Below are 17,178 nucleotides of genomic sequence, written 5' to 3'. Positions count from 1 at the left end.
CGGCTTACTCATGGTCCGGGTTAAGACGACGACGGCTGATGATTCGCAGCAGACGCCACAGTACCCACGCCAGCAATACAACGCTGAGCGCAGCCAGCACGGCCAGCAGCACCGGGTGGTTAGAGAGGGCGTACCACAGGCGTTCGAACCACGGCAGATGACCGACGTAGTAGACATCCCCCACGCGCAGGCTGTTTACCCCCGACTCACGGATCACCGAGACGGAACCGAACATTGCCGCCCGTTTACCGCTGTCGTTCATGGCCGTGTTGAGCAGCTCATAGCCGCGCGGGCTGTCCGCAAGCAGGGCGATCACGCTGCGCTGGTCGTTATACGGAGACTGGAAACCGACAATCGCAGCCATCGGACCCGTTGAGCTTACGGTCGTCCTGATATTGGCCTGGCGATCGCCGCTGTCCGGCATGATGCTCGGGAACTCGGTCTGACGCAGCGGCGTGTTGACCCATGACTGAGCCGCCTGCACCAGCAGATCGACGCGCTTCTCGTCTTTCAGCTTGTCCGGAATGTTGCCGATGACCATGATATCGGCATCTTTGTTCTGGATCTGGCTACCGTCATCCGTCACCGTCACGTTGATAGCCGGTAAGCCGGTTTGCGCCCCGACGGTGCCCATGGTGTCCAGCAGCGTGGCAACCTGGCCTTCGTTGGCCGCTTTTGGCATCACGACAATCGATTCAGAGAGATCAGCCATGCGGCTGAACGGGAAACTGGCGTTAGCAAACGCACGCAGATCCGGCATCGCGATAAAGTGGTAATACTTCGAGAAGTCGATTGTGGAATCATCACCAATCACCACGTGGTTTTGCACCGGCTGGAAGGTAATACAGTTTTCCACCGATCCACCCGGCATCGGGTTCATGTACTGGAAGTTAAACCGCAGCTGGTTCACCGCACCGAGCTTCAGCGCCGGGATCGACACATCGGTTTTGCCATCCAGCAGCCCCTGCAATACAGGCAGACGAAGCATCAACCGGTTTGTCTCCTGGCTGCTGGTCAGGCTGAAGGATTGCAGGAACTGGTTGTTGAGGCTGATATCCATGCGCGAGCTGTCTTTGGTTACCGGCGCGGTGTAACGGTAGTTCAGGTTGATATCAATACCGTTGGTGCGCAGCAGATAGAGATCCGGCGGCAGGTTCAGCGACAGGCTGACAGGAGAAGGTTCAAGCCCGGTTGACTGCAATTGCTCTTCATAGGTTTTCAGCTCGCCGAAGGTAATCGCGCGGTCGGTGCGGACCCAGTTCGGCGCATCATAAGGCTTACGTGCCAGCAGCGGTTTCACCTCATCCACCACGACGCTATTACCGCGGAACAGGATATTGCCCTGCGCAATGCCTTTTGCCGCCTGCACCAGATCTTTATCATCACGCCCGAAGATCACCAGCAGCTTCACGTACGGATTGTCGGGATGGCTGATCATCTCGATGGTGGGCGCTTTCACCTCTGGATGGTCCCGCAGGAATGCCGGGCGTTTGGCGTTGGTGGCAAACACAATCGCGTTTTTGTCCGGCATTTTGTCGTACATAACCGGGAAACTCTGGCCACGCCAGCCGGAGCGGGAACCAAACCAGGATGCCACGATAGAGGCCGCCAGCTGTTCGGTCACATCAGGAGAGCCCGCAAACACCATTGGCAGGTTCAGTGGACGGTTATCACGCGGGTCGAAGAACGGCACCGGGAAGGCGGAGAGATCGTTTTTCAACGCCAGCGGCTGATAGGTCATCTGAAGCGAAGAGTTACGACCAACATCCAGCCACAGGGTGCTGCTGGCCGGGTTTTCACAGACATCGCGGTAATGGCCGACAAATTCCAGACGCACGCGGTTAAAGTCGGTGATAAACAGCGGGTTAATCGGCACCTGAGCCAGGGTTTTCTTACCCAGTTGCTCTTTGGTGACGGGCAGGACGTCCATCAGCTCATCATTCAGATAGACCTTAAGCTGGGATTGCACCGGCAGCAGCGACGGCGATGGCGTGTATTCCAGGTTGAGCATCGCTTTCGACACGACTTCATCGCTACGCATACCGAATTCGACACCGCCATTTGGGTTGATGCCGCGCAGAACCATGCTGCCCGGAGGAGGCGCGATCTGGGCGAACGTCAGCTTAACGTCACGCGACGGCGTATTTTCCGCAACCACCGGTGCACTGGCTCCCGGCACGCCAGGCATAACCTGCCCAACCACCGGGTTGTCGGCGGGCAGCGTATTCCCCGTCGTCGGCTGATTCGGGACGACGTTTTCCGTCTGCCCCGGCGCCGCCGTCACTACCGGATCGGTCGCTTGCGCGACGACAGGCACCGTTGGCGCGGGTGTGGTCGCTGCGTTATCAGGCGCCGCGTTAGCCACTGTTGCAGGGAGCGCACTCATCCCCATTGCCACTGCACATAACCAGGAAAGTTTTGTTTTCATCGCGTTATCATCATTGTTGAGCCATAACCGGGTCCGCCTGCTTCGCTTCATCTCGCTCAGGTCGACGCGGAATGAACGACACGACCCAGGAAACCAGTGAAGTAAGTGACCGGAAAATTAATTTCACCGACGACGGGGCAAATTCTGCAAGGTGACGATAGCCACGGAACCCCAGCTTAAGAATATCCAGCAGGCTTTCCAGAGGCTTATCCTCAGGGAAGCTGTCCTGCCAGAGAGCCCACGTATCCGCGCGGGCAAACGTACACTGCACAAAATCGATGTGTTGCTTTTTAGTCAGCGGCATCAGTTGCAGACCCACTTCATTTCCTCTCACACGCACCACCTGCGTCGGGAAGACATACTCCTGCTGGCCGCGCTTAAGCAATAGGTTGACCTTCTGCCCCTCAAGCACCTTCGCCTGACCGTTGATCTTGATACCCAGACCGCCATCCGAAAAGTCATGTACGGTACAGGAGAAGAGATGTCCATCGTCGCGGGCAATGGCCGCTGGCATGCTGATTTCGACGCGATGCGCGCGGCGAACCTGTTTGCTCTCCACCGATACCGCCACCGCGCCACCGAGGATAATCAGGTTATAAAACACCCACGCCATACTCACGAAGACCGTCAGAATTTCGTTTTCCGGGCCGTAGAAGTAGCGCCAGACCCCAACAATCACGCCCACAATATTCAGCAGCACCAGGAAGATATAGGGCCGGGAGATCACCCAGTCGACATACTCCTCTTCCACCAGCCCGCCCTTCGCGGTGACGTTGAATTTCCCTTTATGCGGGTTAATCAGCGCCACCATGGTTGGCGGCGCGATATACCAGGCCAGCACCGTTTCGTAGATTTCACTCCAGAACGAATGGCGATATTTCCCCTGAATCTTCGAGTTCGTCAGGCTGGCGTGGATCATGTGCGGCAGAACGAACAGGGCAATCATCAGCGCAGGCGCATAGATGATGTAAGCATGAAGAAGCAGGAACGCCAGCGGCGCAGTGAGGAAGATAAGCCGTGGAATACCCGACAGGAAGTGGAACATGGCGTTAACGTAGCACAGCCGTTGCGCCAGTTTCAGTCCTTTACCCATCAGCGGGTTATCGAGGCGGAAAATTTGCACCATGCCGCGCGCCCAGCGAATACGCTGGCCGATGTGCGCCGACAGGGATTCCGTGGCCAGCCCCGCCGCCTGAGGAATGCGCATGTAGGCGGAGGTATAGCCAAGACGGTGCAGACGCAGCGAAGTGTGCGCATCTTCCGTGACCGTCTCGACGGCGATCCCGCCAATTTCATCCAGCGGTTTACGGCGGATCACCGCACAGGAGCCGCAGAAGAACGTTGCGTCCCACATGTCGTTCCCGTCCTGCACCAGACCATAGAACAGTGTGCCCTCGTTCGGGGTTTTACGAAAACGACCAAGGTTACGTTCAAACGGATCCGGCGAGAAGAAGTGGTGCGGCGTCTGCATCATCGCCAGCTCTTTCTCCTTCAGGAACCAGCCCATGGTCATTTGCAGGAACGAGCGCGTTGGCACGTGGTCGCAGTCGAAAATAGAGACGAACTCCCCTTTGGCATATTTCAGCGCATTGTTGATGTTACCGGCCTTAGCGTGTTCATGCGTGGTACGGGCGATGTACTCGACCCCTACTTCGTCCGCGAACTGGCGGAACTCGGCGCGGCCACCGTCATCAAGGATCCAGATTTTGATTTTATCCTTCGGCCAGTCGATACCCAGCGCGGCGTAAATGGTGTTTTTCACCACCGACAGGTCTTCGTTGTAGGTCGGCACGAAGAGGTCCACCGTTGGCCACTGGGTCGTGTCTTTTGGCAGCGGCACCGGCTGTCGATTCAGCGGCCAGATAACCTGGAAGTAACCCAGCACCAGCACGATCCAGGCGTAGGTCTCAGCGAACAGCAGCACTAACCCACACACCAGGCTGACCGGATCGTCCCAGTTCAGCGTTGAGGTATATCGCCACCAGATGTAGCGGCAGGAAACGGTCAGCGACAGCACGATCAGCATCAGGGCAGAAAAACGCCCCGGAATGCGCCGCACCAGCAGCGCCACGCCCCACAGCAGGATCAGGAAGGTAAACTGTGCCAGCGGGTTGAAGGGCTGGGTAATACAGACCAGCGCCAGTATGAGCGAGAACACCACCACCACGCCGAGAATAAAACGCCGTAAGCCCGGGTGAAGGTGCCCGAGCTCTTTGTGATTATCTAAATGACCTGTTCTATCGCCAACCCGGTCGGGTAGCCGGTTAAGCCACTGGTGATAATGTTCACGTAAGTTCTGCACGCGATCGAAGCTGCGCCAGCGGGACGTTTTTTTCTCCGCACCCGTTGAGGTCGCCAGAAGCCAGATGGACTGTATAGCGTAGCGCGCGGGATCGAGCGGACGCGGCTTGTCAGGGTTGATATGCGGATAGAGTTCACCGTGCCGCGCACGAATACGTTGCCAGCGTGGATGTTCGAGGGGGATGAACATCCACGCCAGAATCATCCAGAAGCAGCCCAGCGCAGCGCTCAGCGATGAGGCGCCGTGATGACGGTAATGGCGGTAGCGTTCACTTAAGCGCGAACTGACCGGCGGGATGAGCAACCAGTTGGTCAGGCGGCTCATACTGAACTCCCGGCAGGCTCCGGCCGTTTAGCAAAGTGCAGCAGACACCAGTTGGCCAGCGTCAGGATCTCTTCTGCCGCCAGTGAATCACTACGGTACTCCCCAAGCGGTTGTTTGGAAGCGAGGCACTCCGCCATCGCTTCGTCACGATGAATAACCATTGGCAACAGGCGGCGCTGACTCTGGAGCCAGACCTGGTACAGATCGTCCTGGATCTGGCTGCCAATGCGCAGATCGTTAATCAGAATATGGGCATTGGCAGGCATTGCCTGTTGATGCAGACGGATATGACAATTCGCATCTACGTTCGCAATGGAGAGCACATGGTCGCACTGCGACAGAAGCTGGCGGGTCAGCGACGCGGCGCCGTGCGGCAGGTCCAGCAGGATCCACTGATAGTGTCCGCTCTCTTTCAGACTCTGCAAAGCGGTGGTGAAGCGAGAGAACAGGCGCTGAAACGCAGCTTCATTCCCGCGTTCGGTTTCCGTCATCTGACCAAAGGGAAGCAAATCGAGCTGGGAGGTATAGCGCAAACCCGCATCCCGCCAGTCTTTATCGTCCAGAAGCGCGCGCCCCCAGCCGTTTTCATGTGTAAAGTCGACATTGAATGACATGCGCAGCAAATTATCGGAGCAGGCATCAATAACCAGTACTGATTCACCTAAAACCTGTAATGACCACGCCAGCGCCGCGGTTACGGAAGTTGTACCCACTCCACCACGGACGCCCTGTAATCCTAGTACGGCCATCAATGGCTTCCTTATTGTTGTTGGGCAAACTCAGCTAATAACGGCCAACGTTTAATAGCCGCAGCCAACTGTTCCCGCTGGGAAATATCGGTGTAATCTATTTCAGGCAATGAAAAAGCCTGCGTGAGCGCCAGAAAATCGTTTTGGAATGTGTAACCCAGGCTTGGGTCGACTGGAGTTGCGGGTTCGTTATTTTGCATTCTTATTTCATCCCTTTGAGTAAAATCATAAGATTCAGATGCAGCGAGGCGTCCTGCCCACGAAATTTCATTTACATGCTAAATCTGATGTTCTTTAATTTCAATGTTAGGTTTATTTCTACGCTTTCGCTAGTAAACTGAGAGACATAGAAATTCGACGAAAAGAGGGACACCGTGGACTCCATATTTTCTATTGGCATCCAGTCATTATGGGACGAATTGCGCCACATGCCAGTCGGAGGAGTCTGGTGGGTTAATACGGATCGTAATGAAGATGCCATCAGTCTGGTAAACCAGACGATAGCGGCGCAGGGTAAGGATTACCGCGTGGCCGTCATTACGATGGGCGATGAGCCAAAGTCAATCATCAGGCTCGAAACTGACCGTGGACCCCAGACAGTACGATTATTTTCCATGCCAGCGGAGGCCGACAGTTTATACTTTTTGCCCCGCGATATTCAGTGCTCTATTGTTCCTGAACACTATTTACTGATTCTTAAATGTTCTCAAAACGGTCTACAAAATATCCCGTCTGAAAAACTGCTGAAATGGCTGGGAAGAATCAGCAGATGGGCAAAAAATCAAAATTGCACCTTATTGGTTGTTAACCCGGGCAGTAATAACGACAAACTTTTTTCACTTTTAATGAGTGAATACCGTTCCCTCTATGGCCTGGCCAGTATTCGTGTCCAGACTGACAGCCATCTTTACGACGTGGCTTTCTGGTGCAATGAAAAAGGGGTGAGCTCCCGACAGCAGCTTACCCTCAAAAATGTCGGGGACGAGTGGCATCTTGCTCAACAGGAAGAGACGGTGGTTCAGCCACGCAGTGATGAAAAGCGCGTTCTGAGTCATATTGCGGTACTGGAAGGTGCGCCTGCACTGTCTGAGCACTGGTCACTGTTCGAAACCAACGAGGCCTTATTTGATGAGGCGCGCACCACGCAGGCGGCGACCATTATCTTCTCGTTGATCCAGAATAACCAAATCGAAACGCTGGCACGGCACATTCACACATTACGTCGCCAGCGCGGCAGCGCGTTAAAAATCGTGGTACGTGAAAATAATACCAGCCTGCGCGCCACCGATGAGCGCTTATTACTGGGCTGCGGCGCGAATATGGTCATTCCCTGGAATGCTCCCCTGTCGCGCTGTCTGACGCTGATCGAAAGCATTCAGGGCCAGCAGTTTAATCGATATGTTCCGGAAGATATCAGCACCCTGCTTTCAATGACGCAGCCGATGAAACTGCGCGGCTACCAGAAATGGGACACCTTCTGCGATGCGGTGGGCAACATGATGAGCAATACGCTTTTACCGGCAGACGGAAAAGGGGTGATGGTTGCCCTGCGTCCTGTGCCGGGCATTCGCGTTGAGCAGGCGCTCACCTTGTGCCGCCCTAATCGTATCGGGGATATCATGACCATTGGCGATAATCGCCTGGTGCTGTTCCTCTCCTTCTGTCGGGTGAACGATCTGGATACCGCCCTGAACCATATCTTCCCGCTGCCTACCGGGGATATTTTCTCGAACCGCATGGTCTGGTTTGAAGATAATTTGATCAGCGCTGAGCTTGTCCAGATGCGAGCCCTGGCACCTGAAAAATGGGCCAAACCGTTGCCTGTAACAAGTGGTGCCAAACCGGTTCTGAACGCGAAACATGATGGGCACGTATGGCGTCGGGTTCCTGAGCCGCTACGCTTAATGGATGAGAACAAGGAGAGCGTTCCATTATGAATATCAGCGATATCATCCAACTGGTTGTTCTGTGCGCGCTGATTTTTTTGCCGCTTGGCTACTATGCACGCCATTCCCTGCGCCGTATTCGCGATACGATCAGATTACTGTTCGTCAAACCTCGCTATATTAAACCCGCCGGAACACTGACTCGCGCTTCAAACGTCAAGGCAAACCGAAAACATGACTAATTCTACCTATACCTCTTCAGCGCCATCGCCACTCTGGCAATACTGGCGCGGTCTGTCCGGCTGGAATTTCTACTTTCTGGTGAAGTTTGGTCTGCTGTGGGCAGGCTATCTTAATTTCCACCCGCTGCTTAATCTGGTGTTTATGGCATTCCTGCTGATGCCAATCCCGAACCTCAGGCTGCACCGTATACGTCACTGGATTGCTATCCCTATCGGTTTCGCCCTGTTCTGGCATGATACCTGGCTACCCGGCCCCGAAAGCATTATGAGCCAGGGTTCCCAGGTCGCAGGTTTCAGTGCGGACTATATGCTCGATCTGGTTGAGCGCTTTATTAACTGGCAGATGATTGGCGCGGTATTTGTCCTGCTGGTTGCCTGGCTGTTCCTGTCTCAGTGGATCCGGGTGACGGTGTTTGTCGTCGCGATTATGATCTGGCTAAACGTACTGACGCTGACGGGCCCGAGCTTCTCGCTGTGGCCAGCCGGTCAGCCGACGACAACCGTAACCACCACGGGCGGTTCCGCCGCCGCTACCGTCGCGACAGCAGGGGATACGCCTGTGGTTGGGGATATTCCAGCGCAGACGGCGCCGCCGACATCCACGAACCTGAACGCGTGGCTCTCCAGTTTTTACGCTGCGGAAGATAAGCGCCAGACGAAATTCCCGGACGCGCTGCCTGCCGATGCTCAGCCGTTTGAGTTGCTGGTCATTAACATCTGTTCTCTGTCCTGGGCTGACGTTGACGCGGCTGGTTTGATGTCGCACCCGCTGTGGTCGCATTTCGATATTCAGTTCAAAGACTTCAACTCGGCCACGTCGTACAGCGGCCCAGCGGCTATCCGCCTGCTGCGCGCGAGCTGTGGGCAGCCCTCGCATAAGAACCTCTACCAGCCGGCAGCTAACCAGTGTTACCTGTTTGATAACCTGGCAAAACTGGGCTTTACCCAACACCTGATGATGGGCCATAACGGTCAGTTCGGTAACTTCCTGAAAGAAGTGCGTGAACAGGGTGGCATGCAGGCCCCACTGATGGACCAGAAAGGGCTGCCAGTGACGTTACTGGGCTTCGATGGCTCGCCGGTCTATGACGATACCGCCGTACTTCAGCGCTGGTTTGACACCGTCGGTAAAGAGGAAGGGACGCGTAGCGCGACGTTCTATAATACGCTGCCGCTTCACGACGGGAACCATTATCCGGGCGTAAGCAAAACGGCCGATTACAAGGCCCGTGCGCAGAAGTTCTTTGACGAGCTGAACGCGTTCTTTAACGAGCTGGAAAAATCAGGTCGTAAAGTGATGGTGGTGGTGGTCCCGGAACATGGTGGAGCGCTGAAAGGCGACAGGATGCAGGTGTCTGGTCTGCGCGATATCCCAAGCCCGTCCATCACAAACGTTCCGGCCGGGATTAAGTTCTTTGGCATGAAGGCACCGCATCAGGGCGCGCCAGTTGAGATCACCCAGCCAAGCAGCTATCTGGCCATCTCGGAACTGGTTGCTCGCGCTGTAGACGGTAAGCTGTTTGTGGAAGATAGCGTGAACTGGGATCAGCTCACCAGCGGGCTGCCGCAGACGGCGGAGGTATCGGAAAACGCCAATGCGGTGGTGATCCAGTATCAGAATAAGCCTTATGTCCGGCTGAATGCCGGGGATTGGGTGCCGTATCCGCAGTGACCTGCTACACCCTCTCCCCCTGTGGGGAGAGGGTTACTCTGCACTTCGTAACGAAATTTCACCGCCCACCCAGGGCTTAATCACGCCATCCTGTTCAAGCAGCAACGCGCCCTGCGCGTCAATGCCGCGTGATGTGCCGTAAATCTCTTTATCCCCAATCAGCAGCTTCACCGGTCGGTTAATAAAGTTATCCAGCTTTTCCCAGCGGGACAGGAATGGCGCTAACCCCTCTTGTTCAAAGAGCGTCAGCGAACTACGCAACTCATTGATCATGCGGACGGCAAGCGTATTGCGATCGATGGTGATCCCCGCTTCCTGCAGGTTGGTCCAGGCCTGGTTCACGACATCGTTCTGCACGTTTCGCATCACCATGTTCAGCCCCGCCCCAATGACGATCTGTGCGGCATCGCCTGTTTTTCCCGTCAGTTCGACCAGGATCCCCGCCAGCTTTCGATCGTTGAGATACAGATCGTTGGGCCATTTTACCCGCACCTGATCGGCACCCAGATCGTGCAGCACCTCTGCCATCACAATGCCGATGACCAGGCTCAGCCCGATGGCCGCAGCTGGCCCCTGTTCAAGCCGCCAGTACATGGAAAGGTAGAGGTTGGCGCCAAATGGCGAAAACCACTTACGCCCCCGGCGGCCACGTCCTGCCTGTTGGTACTCGGCAACGCAGGCATCACCGGATTTCAGCTCGCTCAGGCGATCCAGCAGATACTGGTTCGTCGAATCAATGACCGGCAATACCGCGACGTTACCGTGTCCAATCTGGCTGCGGATGATCTCTTCATTCAGTAACTGGATTGGTTCCGGCAGGCTGTAACCTTTTCCCGGTACCGTAAACACATCCACGCCCCAGTCGCGGAGCGTTTGAATATGTTTATTGATGGCAGCGCGGCTCATGCCCAGCTGTTCGCCCAGCTGCTCGCCAGAATGAAACTCGCCATCAGCAAGAATACCGATGAGAGTTAACGGAATAGTATTGTCCTTCACGCAATGGTCTCCACGGCATTCACTTCGCCCGTTCGGCCAATAAAGCGAACTTCAGGCTCCAGCCAGACGTTAAATTTTTCGCCCACACGCTGGCGAACATGGTGCGCCAGGTTGACGACATCCTCACTTGTCGCGTTGGACTGGTTGATCAGTACCAGCGCCTGCTGACGATGAACAGCAGCGCCACCAAGCGTAGTACCTTTTAATTCACATTGATCGATAAGCCAGCCTGCGGCCAGCTTTACGCTGCCATCCGCCTGAGGATAATGCGGGGCCGTTGGCCAGCCTGCGAGAAACGCTTTCGCATTTTCGCTGCCGATCACCGGATTTTTGAAGAAACTGCCCGCATTTCCGTTAACTTTCGGGTCCGGTAGCTTGGTCATTCGCATGTGGCAAACGGAATCAAAAACCTCACGCGGTGTGACGGTAGCCGGATCGAGACGGGCCAGATCGCCGTAAGTCAGAACGGGTTTCCATGCTTTCGCCAGACGCAGGCCAACGGCCACAATGACAAAACGATCCTGATAGTCGTGCTTGAAAATGCTGTCGCGATAGCCAAAGCGGCACTGCTCTGCGGTCAAACGCTTCGCCGTTCCGGTCGCGAGTTCGATGCAGTCGACATATTCGCAGACGTGTTTCAGTTCAATGCCGTAGGCACCGATGTTTTGAATAGGAGATGATCCTGCACAGCCCGGGATGAGGGCCAGGTTTTCCAGTCCGGGCATCCCTTTTTCAAGGGTATATTGCACCAGATGGTGCCAGTTTTCGCCAGCACCCACGTGTAAATGCCAGCTGTCAGCGCTCTCTTTACGCTCAATCCCCATGATGCGATTAACGATTACCGTCCCCGCAAAATCATCGAGAAACAGGACATTACTTCCTTCGCCCAGAATAAGTACGGGTTCACCGTTTTCTGTTGCGTTTTGCCAGGCATTCAGCAACTGCTGAGCACTGTCGGCACGTACAATTTGATTAGCATTCCGTTGAATACCAAAGGTATTCCAGGGCTTAAGGGAGTGATTCATAGACGCTATCCTGATGCAAAAACCGGGATAGTTTACCGTATATACGAAGGGATGGGTGATTAGTTTATGGAAAGGAAGCAGGTGCAGAAACGCAAAAAGGCCATCCTTTCGGATGGCCTCTTCACTTGTTTGATGCCTGGCAGTTCCCTACTCTCACATGGGGAGACCCCACACTACCATCGGCGCTACGGCGTTTCACTTCTGAGTTCGGCATGGGGTCAGGTGGGACCACCGCGCTAAAGCCGCCAGGCAAATTCTGTTAATCTGTATCAGGCTGAAAATCGTGTCTGTCTCTCTTCGCCAAAACAGCTTCGGCGTTGTAAGGTTAAGCCTCACGGTTCATTAGTATCGGTTAGCTCAACGCATCGCTGCGCTTACACACCCGACCTATCAACGTCGTAGTCTTCAACGTTCCTTCAGGAGACTCAAGGTCTCAGGGAGAACTCATCTCGGGGCAAGTTTCGTGCTTAGATGCTTTCAGCACTTATCTCTTCCGCATTTAGCTACCGGGCAGTGCCATTGGCATGACAACCCGAACACCAGTGATGCGTCCACTCCGGTCCTCTCGTACTAGGAGCAGCCCCCCTCAATTCTCCAGCGCCCACGGCAGATAGGGACCGAACTGTCTCACGACGTTCTAAACCCAGCTCGCGTACCACTTTAAATGGCGAACAGCCATACCCTTGGGACCTACTTCAGCCCCAGGATGTGATGAGCCGACATCGAGGTGCCAAACACCGCCGTCGATATGAACTCTTGGGCGGTATCAGCCTGTTATCCCCGGAGTACCTTTTATCCGTTGAGCGATGGCCCTTCCATTCAGAACCACCGGATCACTATGACCTGCTTTCGCACCTGCTCGCGCCGTCACGCTCGCAGTCAAGCTGGCTTATGCCATTGCACTAACCTCCTGATGTCCGACCAGGATTAGCCAACCTTCGTGCTCCTCCGTTACTCTTTGGGAGGAGACCGCCCCAGTCAAACTACCCACCAGACACTGTCCGCAACCCGGATTACGGGTCTACGTTAGAACACCAGCCATTAAAGGGTGGTATTTCAAGGTTGGCTCCACGCAGACTGGCGTCCACGCTTCAAAGCCTCCCACCTATCCTACACATCAAGGACCAGTGTTCAGTGTCAAGCTATAGTAAAGGTTCACGGGGTCTTTCCGTCTTGCCGCGGGTACACTGCATCTTCACAGCGAGTTCAATTTCACTGAGTCTCGGGTGGAGACAGCCTGGCCATCATTACGCCATTCGTGCAGGTCGGAACTTACCCGACAAGGAATTTCGCTACCTTAGGACCGTTATAGTTACGGCCGCCGTTTACCGGGGCTTCGATCAAGAGCTTCGCGTTGCCGCTAACCCCATCAATTAACCTTCCGGCACCGGGCAGGCGTCACACCGTATACGTCCACTTTCGTGTTTGCACAGTGCTGTGTTTTTAATAAACAGTTGCAGCCAGCTGGTATCTTCGACTGATTTCAGCTCCGCCCGCAGGGGCTTCACCTACATATCAGCGTGCCTTCTCCCGAAGTTACGGCACCATTTTGCCTAGTTCCTTCACCCGAGTTCTCTCAAGCGCCTTGGTATTCTCTACCTGACCACCTGTGTCGGTTTGGGGTACGATTTCGTGTTACCTGATGCTTAGAGGCTTTTCCTGGAAGCAGGGCATTTATCACTTCAGCACCGTAGTGCCTCGTCATCACACCTCAGCGTTAATAAGGTACCGGATTTACCTGGAACCTCCGCCTACATGCTTAAACCGGGACAACCGTCGCCCGGCTGACATAGCCTTCTCCGTCCCCCCTTCGCAGTAACACCAAGTACAGGAATATTAACCTGTTTCCCATCGACTACGCCTTTCGGCCTCGCCTTAGGGGTCGACTCACCCTGCCCCGATTAACGTTGGACAGGAACCCTTGGTCTTCCGGCGAGCGGGCTTTTCACCCGCTTTATCGTTACTTATGTCAGCATTCGCACTTCTGATACCTCCAGCACCCCTCACAGGACACCTTCAACGGCTTACAGAACGCTCCCCTACCCAACAACACATAGTGTCGCTGCCGCAGCTTCGGTGCATGGTTTAGCCCCGTTACATCTTCCGCGCAGGCCGACTCGACCAGTGAGCTATTACGCTTTCTTTAAATGATGGCTGCTTCTAAGCCAACATCCTGGCTGTCTGTGCCTTCCCACATCGTTTCCCACTTAACCATGACTTTGGGACCTTAGCTGGCGGTCTGGGTTGTTTCCCTCTTCACGACGGACGTTAGCACCCGCCGTGTGTCTCCCGTGATAACATTCTTCGGTATTCGTAGTTTGCATCGGGTTGGTAAGCCGGGATGGCCCCCTAGCCGAAACAGTGCTCTACCCCCGAAGATGAATTCACGAGGCGCTACCTAAATAGCTTTCGGGGAGAACCAGCTATCTCCCGGTTTGATTGGCCTTTCACCCCCAGCCACAGGTCATCCGCTAATTTTTCAACATTAGTCGGTTCGGTCCTCCAGTTAGTGTTACCCAACCTTCAACCTGCCCATGGCTAGATCACCGGGTTTCGGGTCTATACCCTGCAACTTAACGCCCAGTTAAGACTCGGTTTCCCTTCGGCTCCCCTATACGGTTAACCTTGCTACAGAATATAAGTCGCTGACCCATTATACAAAAGGTACGCAGTCACCCCATAAAGAGGCTCCCACTGCTTGTACGTACACGGTTTCAGGTTCTTTTTCACTCCCCTCGCCGGGGTTCTTTTCGCCTTTCCCTCACGGTACTGGTTCACTATCGGTCAGTCAGGAGTATTTAGCCTTGGAGGATGGTCCCCCCATATTCAGACAGGATACCACGTGTCCCGCCCTACTCTTCGAGTTCACAGCATGTGTGCTTTCGTGTACGGGACTATCACCCTGTACCGTCGGACTTTCCAGACCGTTCCACTAACACACAAGCTGATTCAGACTCCGGGCTGATCCCCGTTCGCTCGCCGCTACTGGGGGAATCTCGGTTGATTTCTTTTCCTCGGGGTACTTAGATGTTTCAGTTCCCCCGGTTCGCCTCGTTAACCTATGTATTCAGTTAACGATAGTGCAACGGATTGCACTGGGTTTCCCCATTCGGACATCGCCGGGTCAAAGGTTCATATCACCTCGCCGGCGCTTTTCGCAGATTAGCACGTCCTTCATCGCCTCTGACTGCCAGGGCATCCACCGTGTACGCTTAGTCGCTTAACCTCACAACCCGAAGATGTTTCACTTCTGATTGCGAAAATTTGAGAGACTCGAACACACATGAGCTGTGTGTCGTTTCAATTTTCAGCTTGATCCAGATTTTTAAAGAGCAAAACTTCGCAGTGCACCTTTTCAGGTTCACTCTGAAGTTTTCTTGTGTTCGCAGTAAAGGATGGTGGAGCTATGCGGGATCGAACCGCAGACCTCCTGCGTGCAAGGCAGGCGCTCTCCCAGCTGAGCTATAGCCCCATCGTAGTTATCTCTCTACCGGTAATTTTTGTTGAGGCAAGGCGTGGTGACACGAAGCATACTCAGGTATGTGAGTGTCGCCGCAACGCAGCATCAGCAAAAATTTGGTAGGCCTGAGTGGACTTGAACCACCGACCTCACCCTTATCAGGGGTGCGCTCTAACCACCTGAGCTACAAGCCTGCAGAGATTTTTTACTGCTGTTTTTCATCAGACAATCTGTGTGAGCACTACAAAGGCAGGTTCTTTAAGGTAAGGAGGTGATCCAACCGCAGGTTCCCCTACGGTTACCTTGTTACGACTTCACCCCAGTCATGAATCACAAAGTGGTAAGCGCCCTCCCGAAGGTTAAGCTACCTACTTCTTTTGCAACCCACTCCCATGGTGTGACGGGCGGTGTGTACAAGGCCCGGGAACGTATTCACCGTGGCATTCTGATCCACGATTACTAGCGATTCCGACTTCATGGAGTCGAGTTGCAGACTCCAATCCGGACTACGACGCACTTTATGAGGTCCGCTTGCTCTCGCGAGGTCGCTTCTCTTTGTATGCGCCATTGTAGCACGTGTGTAGCCCTACTCGTAAGGGCCATGATGACTTGACGTCATCCCCACCTTCCTCCAGTTTATCACTGGCAGTCTCCTTTGAGTTCCCGGCCGGACCGCTGGCAACAAAGGATAAGGGTTGCGCTCGTTGCGGGACTTAACCCAACATTTCACAACACGAGCTGACGACAGCCATGCAGCACCTGTCTCAGAGTTCCCGAAGGCACCAAAGCATCTCTGCTAAGTTCTCTGGATGTCAAGAGTAGGTAAGGTTCTTCGCGTTGCATCGAATTAAACCACATGCTCCACCGCTTGTGCGGGCCCCCGTCAATTCATTTGAGTTTTAACCTTGCGGCCGTACTCCCCAGGCGGTCGACTTAACGCGTTAGCTCCGGAAGCCACGCCTCAAGGGCACAACCTCCAAGTCGACATCGTTTACGGCGTGGACTACCAGGGTATCTAATCCTGTTTGCTCCCCACGCTTTCGCACCTGAGCGTCAGTCTTTGTCCAGGGGGCCGCCTTCGCCACCGGTATTCCTCCAGATCTCTACGCATTTCACCGCTACACCTGGAATTCTACCCCCCTCTACAAGACTCTAGCCTGCCAGTTTCGAATGCAGTTCCCAGGTTGAGCCCGGGGATTTCACATCCGACTTGACAGACCGCCTGCGTGCGCTTTACGCCCAGTAATTCCGATTAACGCTTGCACCCTCCGTATTACCGCGGCTGCTGGCACGGAGTTAGCCGGTGCTTCTTCTGCGGGTAACGTCAATCGACAGGGTTATTAACCCTGTCGCCTTCCTCCCCGCTGAAAGTACTTTACAACCCGAAGGCCTTCTTCATACACGCGGCATGGCTGCATCAGGCTTGCGCCCATTGTGCAATATTCCCCACTGCTGCCTCCCGTAGGAGTCTGGACCGTGTCTCAGTTCCAGTGTGGCTGGTCATCCTCTCAGACCAGCTAGGGATCGTCGCCTAGGTGAGCCGTTACCCCACCTACTAGCTAATCCCATCTGGGCACATCCGATGGCAAGAGGCCCGAAGGTCCCCCTCTTTGGTCTTGCGACGTTATGCGGTATTAGCTACCGTTTCCAGTAGTTATCCCCCTCCATCAGGCAGTTTCCCAGACATTACTCACCCGTCCGCCACTCGTCAGCGAAGCAGCAAGCTGCTTCCTGTTACCGTTCGACTTGCATGTGTTAGGCCTGCCGCCAGCGTTCAATCTGAGCCATGATCAAACTCTTCAATTTAAAAGTTTGATGCTCAATGAATTAAACTTCGTAATGAATTACGTGTTCACTCGTTGAGACTTGGTATTCATTTTTCGTCCGAGGACGTTAAGAATCCATGTCACTTTGAGTGCCCACACAGATTGTCTGATAAATTGTTAAAGAGCAGTGCCGCTACGTTTTCGCTGCGGCGCGGGGTGTGCATATTACGCTTTCCCGCTTCAGAGTCAAGCGTTTATTTTGCTTTTCTCTGCTGACCCGGCGGCGTGTATGCCGTTGTTCCGTGTCAGTGGAGGCGCATTATAGGGA

9 protein-coding genes, 2 tRNA genes and 3 rRNA genes are annotated in these 17,178 nt (G+C 54.6%); 3 read left to right on the top strand and 11 right to left on the bottom strand.

Annotation, left to right across the window (positions count from 1 at the left end; translation table 11 throughout):
- Positions 1-4 precede the first annotated feature (4 nt).
- The 4 genes from bcsB to bcsR are packed head-to-tail and all read right to left on the bottom strand — an operon-like array spanning position 5 to position 6,003.
- On the bottom strand, positions 5-2,428 hold the full coding sequence (gene bcsB, locus AC4OVS_RS01200) for a cellulose biosynthesis cyclic di-GMP-binding regulatory protein BcsB (RefSeq protein WP_071785220.1): 2,424 nt from the start codon (positions 2,426-2,428) through the stop codon (positions 5-7).
- A 10-nt stretch (positions 2,429-2,438) separates the two neighbouring features.
- The gene (gene bcsA, locus AC4OVS_RS01195; RefSeq protein WP_023298842.1) at positions 2,439-5,054 is read right to left on the bottom strand and encodes a UDP-forming cellulose synthase catalytic subunit; all 2,616 of its coding nucleotides are present in this window, start codon (positions 5,052-5,054) and stop codon (positions 2,439-2,441) included.
- Positions 5,051-5,803, bottom strand: coding sequence for a cellulose biosynthesis protein BcsQ (gene bcsQ, locus AC4OVS_RS01190; RefSeq protein WP_023298843.1), 753 nt, complete (start codon positions 5,801-5,803; stop codon positions 5,051-5,053). The genes bcsA and bcsQ overlap by 4 nt, the downstream gene beginning before the upstream one ends.
- 11 nt (positions 5,804-5,814) lie before the next feature.
- Positions 5,815-6,003 carry a cellulose biosynthesis protein BcsR gene (gene bcsR / locus AC4OVS_RS01185; RefSeq protein ID WP_022649731.1) on the bottom strand — a complete coding sequence of 63 codons (189 nt, stop codon included), beginning with the start codon at positions 6,001-6,003 and terminating at the stop codon, positions 5,815-5,817.
- Positions 6,004-6,177: 174 nt separating this feature from the next.
- On the opposite strand from bcsR, the gene bcsE reads away from it, so the two are divergent.
- The 3 genes from bcsE to bcsG are packed head-to-tail and all read left to right on the top strand — an operon-like array spanning position 6,178 to position 9,603.
- Complete coding sequence (bcsE, locus tag AC4OVS_RS01180) at positions 6,178-7,740, top strand: cellulose biosynthesis c-di-GMP-binding protein BcsE (RefSeq protein WP_022649732.1); 1,563 nt, start codon at positions 6,178-6,180, stop codon at positions 7,738-7,740.
- Positions 7,737-7,931, top strand: coding sequence for a cellulose biosynthesis protein BcsF (gene bcsF / locus AC4OVS_RS01175; RefSeq protein ID WP_022649733.1), 195 nt, complete (start codon positions 7,737-7,739; stop codon positions 7,929-7,931). The genes bcsE and bcsF overlap by 4 nt, the downstream gene beginning before the upstream one ends.
- On the top strand, positions 7,924-9,603 hold the full coding sequence (gene bcsG / locus AC4OVS_RS01170) for a cellulose biosynthesis protein BcsG (RefSeq protein ID WP_023298844.1): 1,680 nt from the start codon (positions 7,924-7,926) through the stop codon (positions 9,601-9,603). Before bcsF ends, bcsG begins: the two co-directional genes overlap by 8 nt.
- A gap of 33 nt (positions 9,604-9,636) precedes the next feature.
- On the opposite strand, the gene birA is transcribed toward bcsG, so the two are convergent.
- The 7 genes from birA to AC4OVS_RS01135 form a co-directional block, all read right to left on the bottom strand.
- The gene (birA, locus tag AC4OVS_RS01165) at positions 9,637-10,599 is read right to left on the bottom strand and encodes a bifunctional biotin--[acetyl-CoA-carboxylase] ligase/biotin operon repressor BirA (protein ID WP_003861169.1); all 963 of its coding nucleotides are present in this window, start codon (positions 10,597-10,599) and stop codon (positions 9,637-9,639) included.
- The gene (gene murB, locus AC4OVS_RS01160; protein WP_023307159.1) at positions 10,596-11,624 is read right to left on the bottom strand and encodes a UDP-N-acetylmuramate dehydrogenase; all 1,029 of its coding nucleotides are present in this window, start codon (positions 11,622-11,624) and stop codon (positions 10,596-10,598) included. The genes birA and murB overlap by 4 nt, the downstream gene beginning before the upstream one ends.
- A gap of 134 nt (positions 11,625-11,758) precedes the next feature.
- Positions 11,759-11,874: ribosomal RNA gene (gene rrf / locus AC4OVS_RS01155) — 5S ribosomal RNA — on the bottom strand.
- A gap of 71 nt (positions 11,875-11,945) precedes the next feature.
- Positions 11,946-14,850: ribosomal RNA gene (locus AC4OVS_RS01150) — 23S ribosomal RNA — on the bottom strand.
- A gap of 170 nt (positions 14,851-15,020) precedes the next feature.
- Positions 15,021-15,096, bottom strand: a tRNA-Ala gene (locus AC4OVS_RS01145).
- Positions 15,097-15,201: 105 nt separating this feature from the next.
- Positions 15,202-15,278, bottom strand: a tRNA-Ile gene (locus AC4OVS_RS01140).
- A gap of 70 nt (positions 15,279-15,348) precedes the next feature.
- A 16S ribosomal RNA gene (locus tag AC4OVS_RS01135) occupies positions 15,349-16,890 on the bottom strand.
- The 16S, 23S and 5S rRNA genes sit together here with 2 tRNA genes alongside, the layout of an rRNA operon.
- Positions 16,891-17,178: the final 288 nt, after the last annotated feature.

Source organism: Enterobacter sp. 4974935 (assembly GCF_058661735.1).
Note: the sequence above shows the minus strand (reverse complement) of the source record. Positions and strands in the feature narration are given on the sequence as shown.

What these genes read in the sequence shown, in the direction of transcription:
- bcsB (WP_071785220.1), bottom strand. Translation starts at nt 2,428, where the DNA reads ATGAAAACAAAACTTTCCTGGTTATGTGCAGTGGCAATGGGGATGAGT.
- bcsQ (WP_023298843.1), bottom strand. Translation starts at nt 5,803, where the DNA reads ATGGCCGTACTAGGATTACAGGGCGTCCGTGGTGGAGTGGGTACAACT.
- bcsF (WP_022649733.1), top strand. Translation starts at nt 7,737, where the DNA reads ATGAATATCAGCGATATCATCCAACTGGTTGTTCTGTGCGCGCTGATT.
- bcsG (WP_023298844.1), top strand. Translation starts at nt 7,924, where the DNA reads ATGACTAATTCTACCTATACCTCTTCAGCGCCATCGCCACTCTGGCAA.
- bcsA (WP_023298842.1), bottom strand. Translation starts at nt 5,054, where the DNA reads ATGAGCCGCCTGACCAACTGGTTGCTCATCCCGCCGGTCAGTTCGCGC.
- bcsR (WP_022649731.1), bottom strand. Translation starts at nt 6,003, where the DNA reads ATGCAAAATAACGAACCCGCAACTCCAGTCGACCCAAGCCTGGGTTAC.
- murB (WP_023307159.1), bottom strand. Translation starts at nt 11,624, where the DNA reads ATGAATCACTCCCTTAAGCCCTGGAATACCTTTGGTATTCAACGGAAT.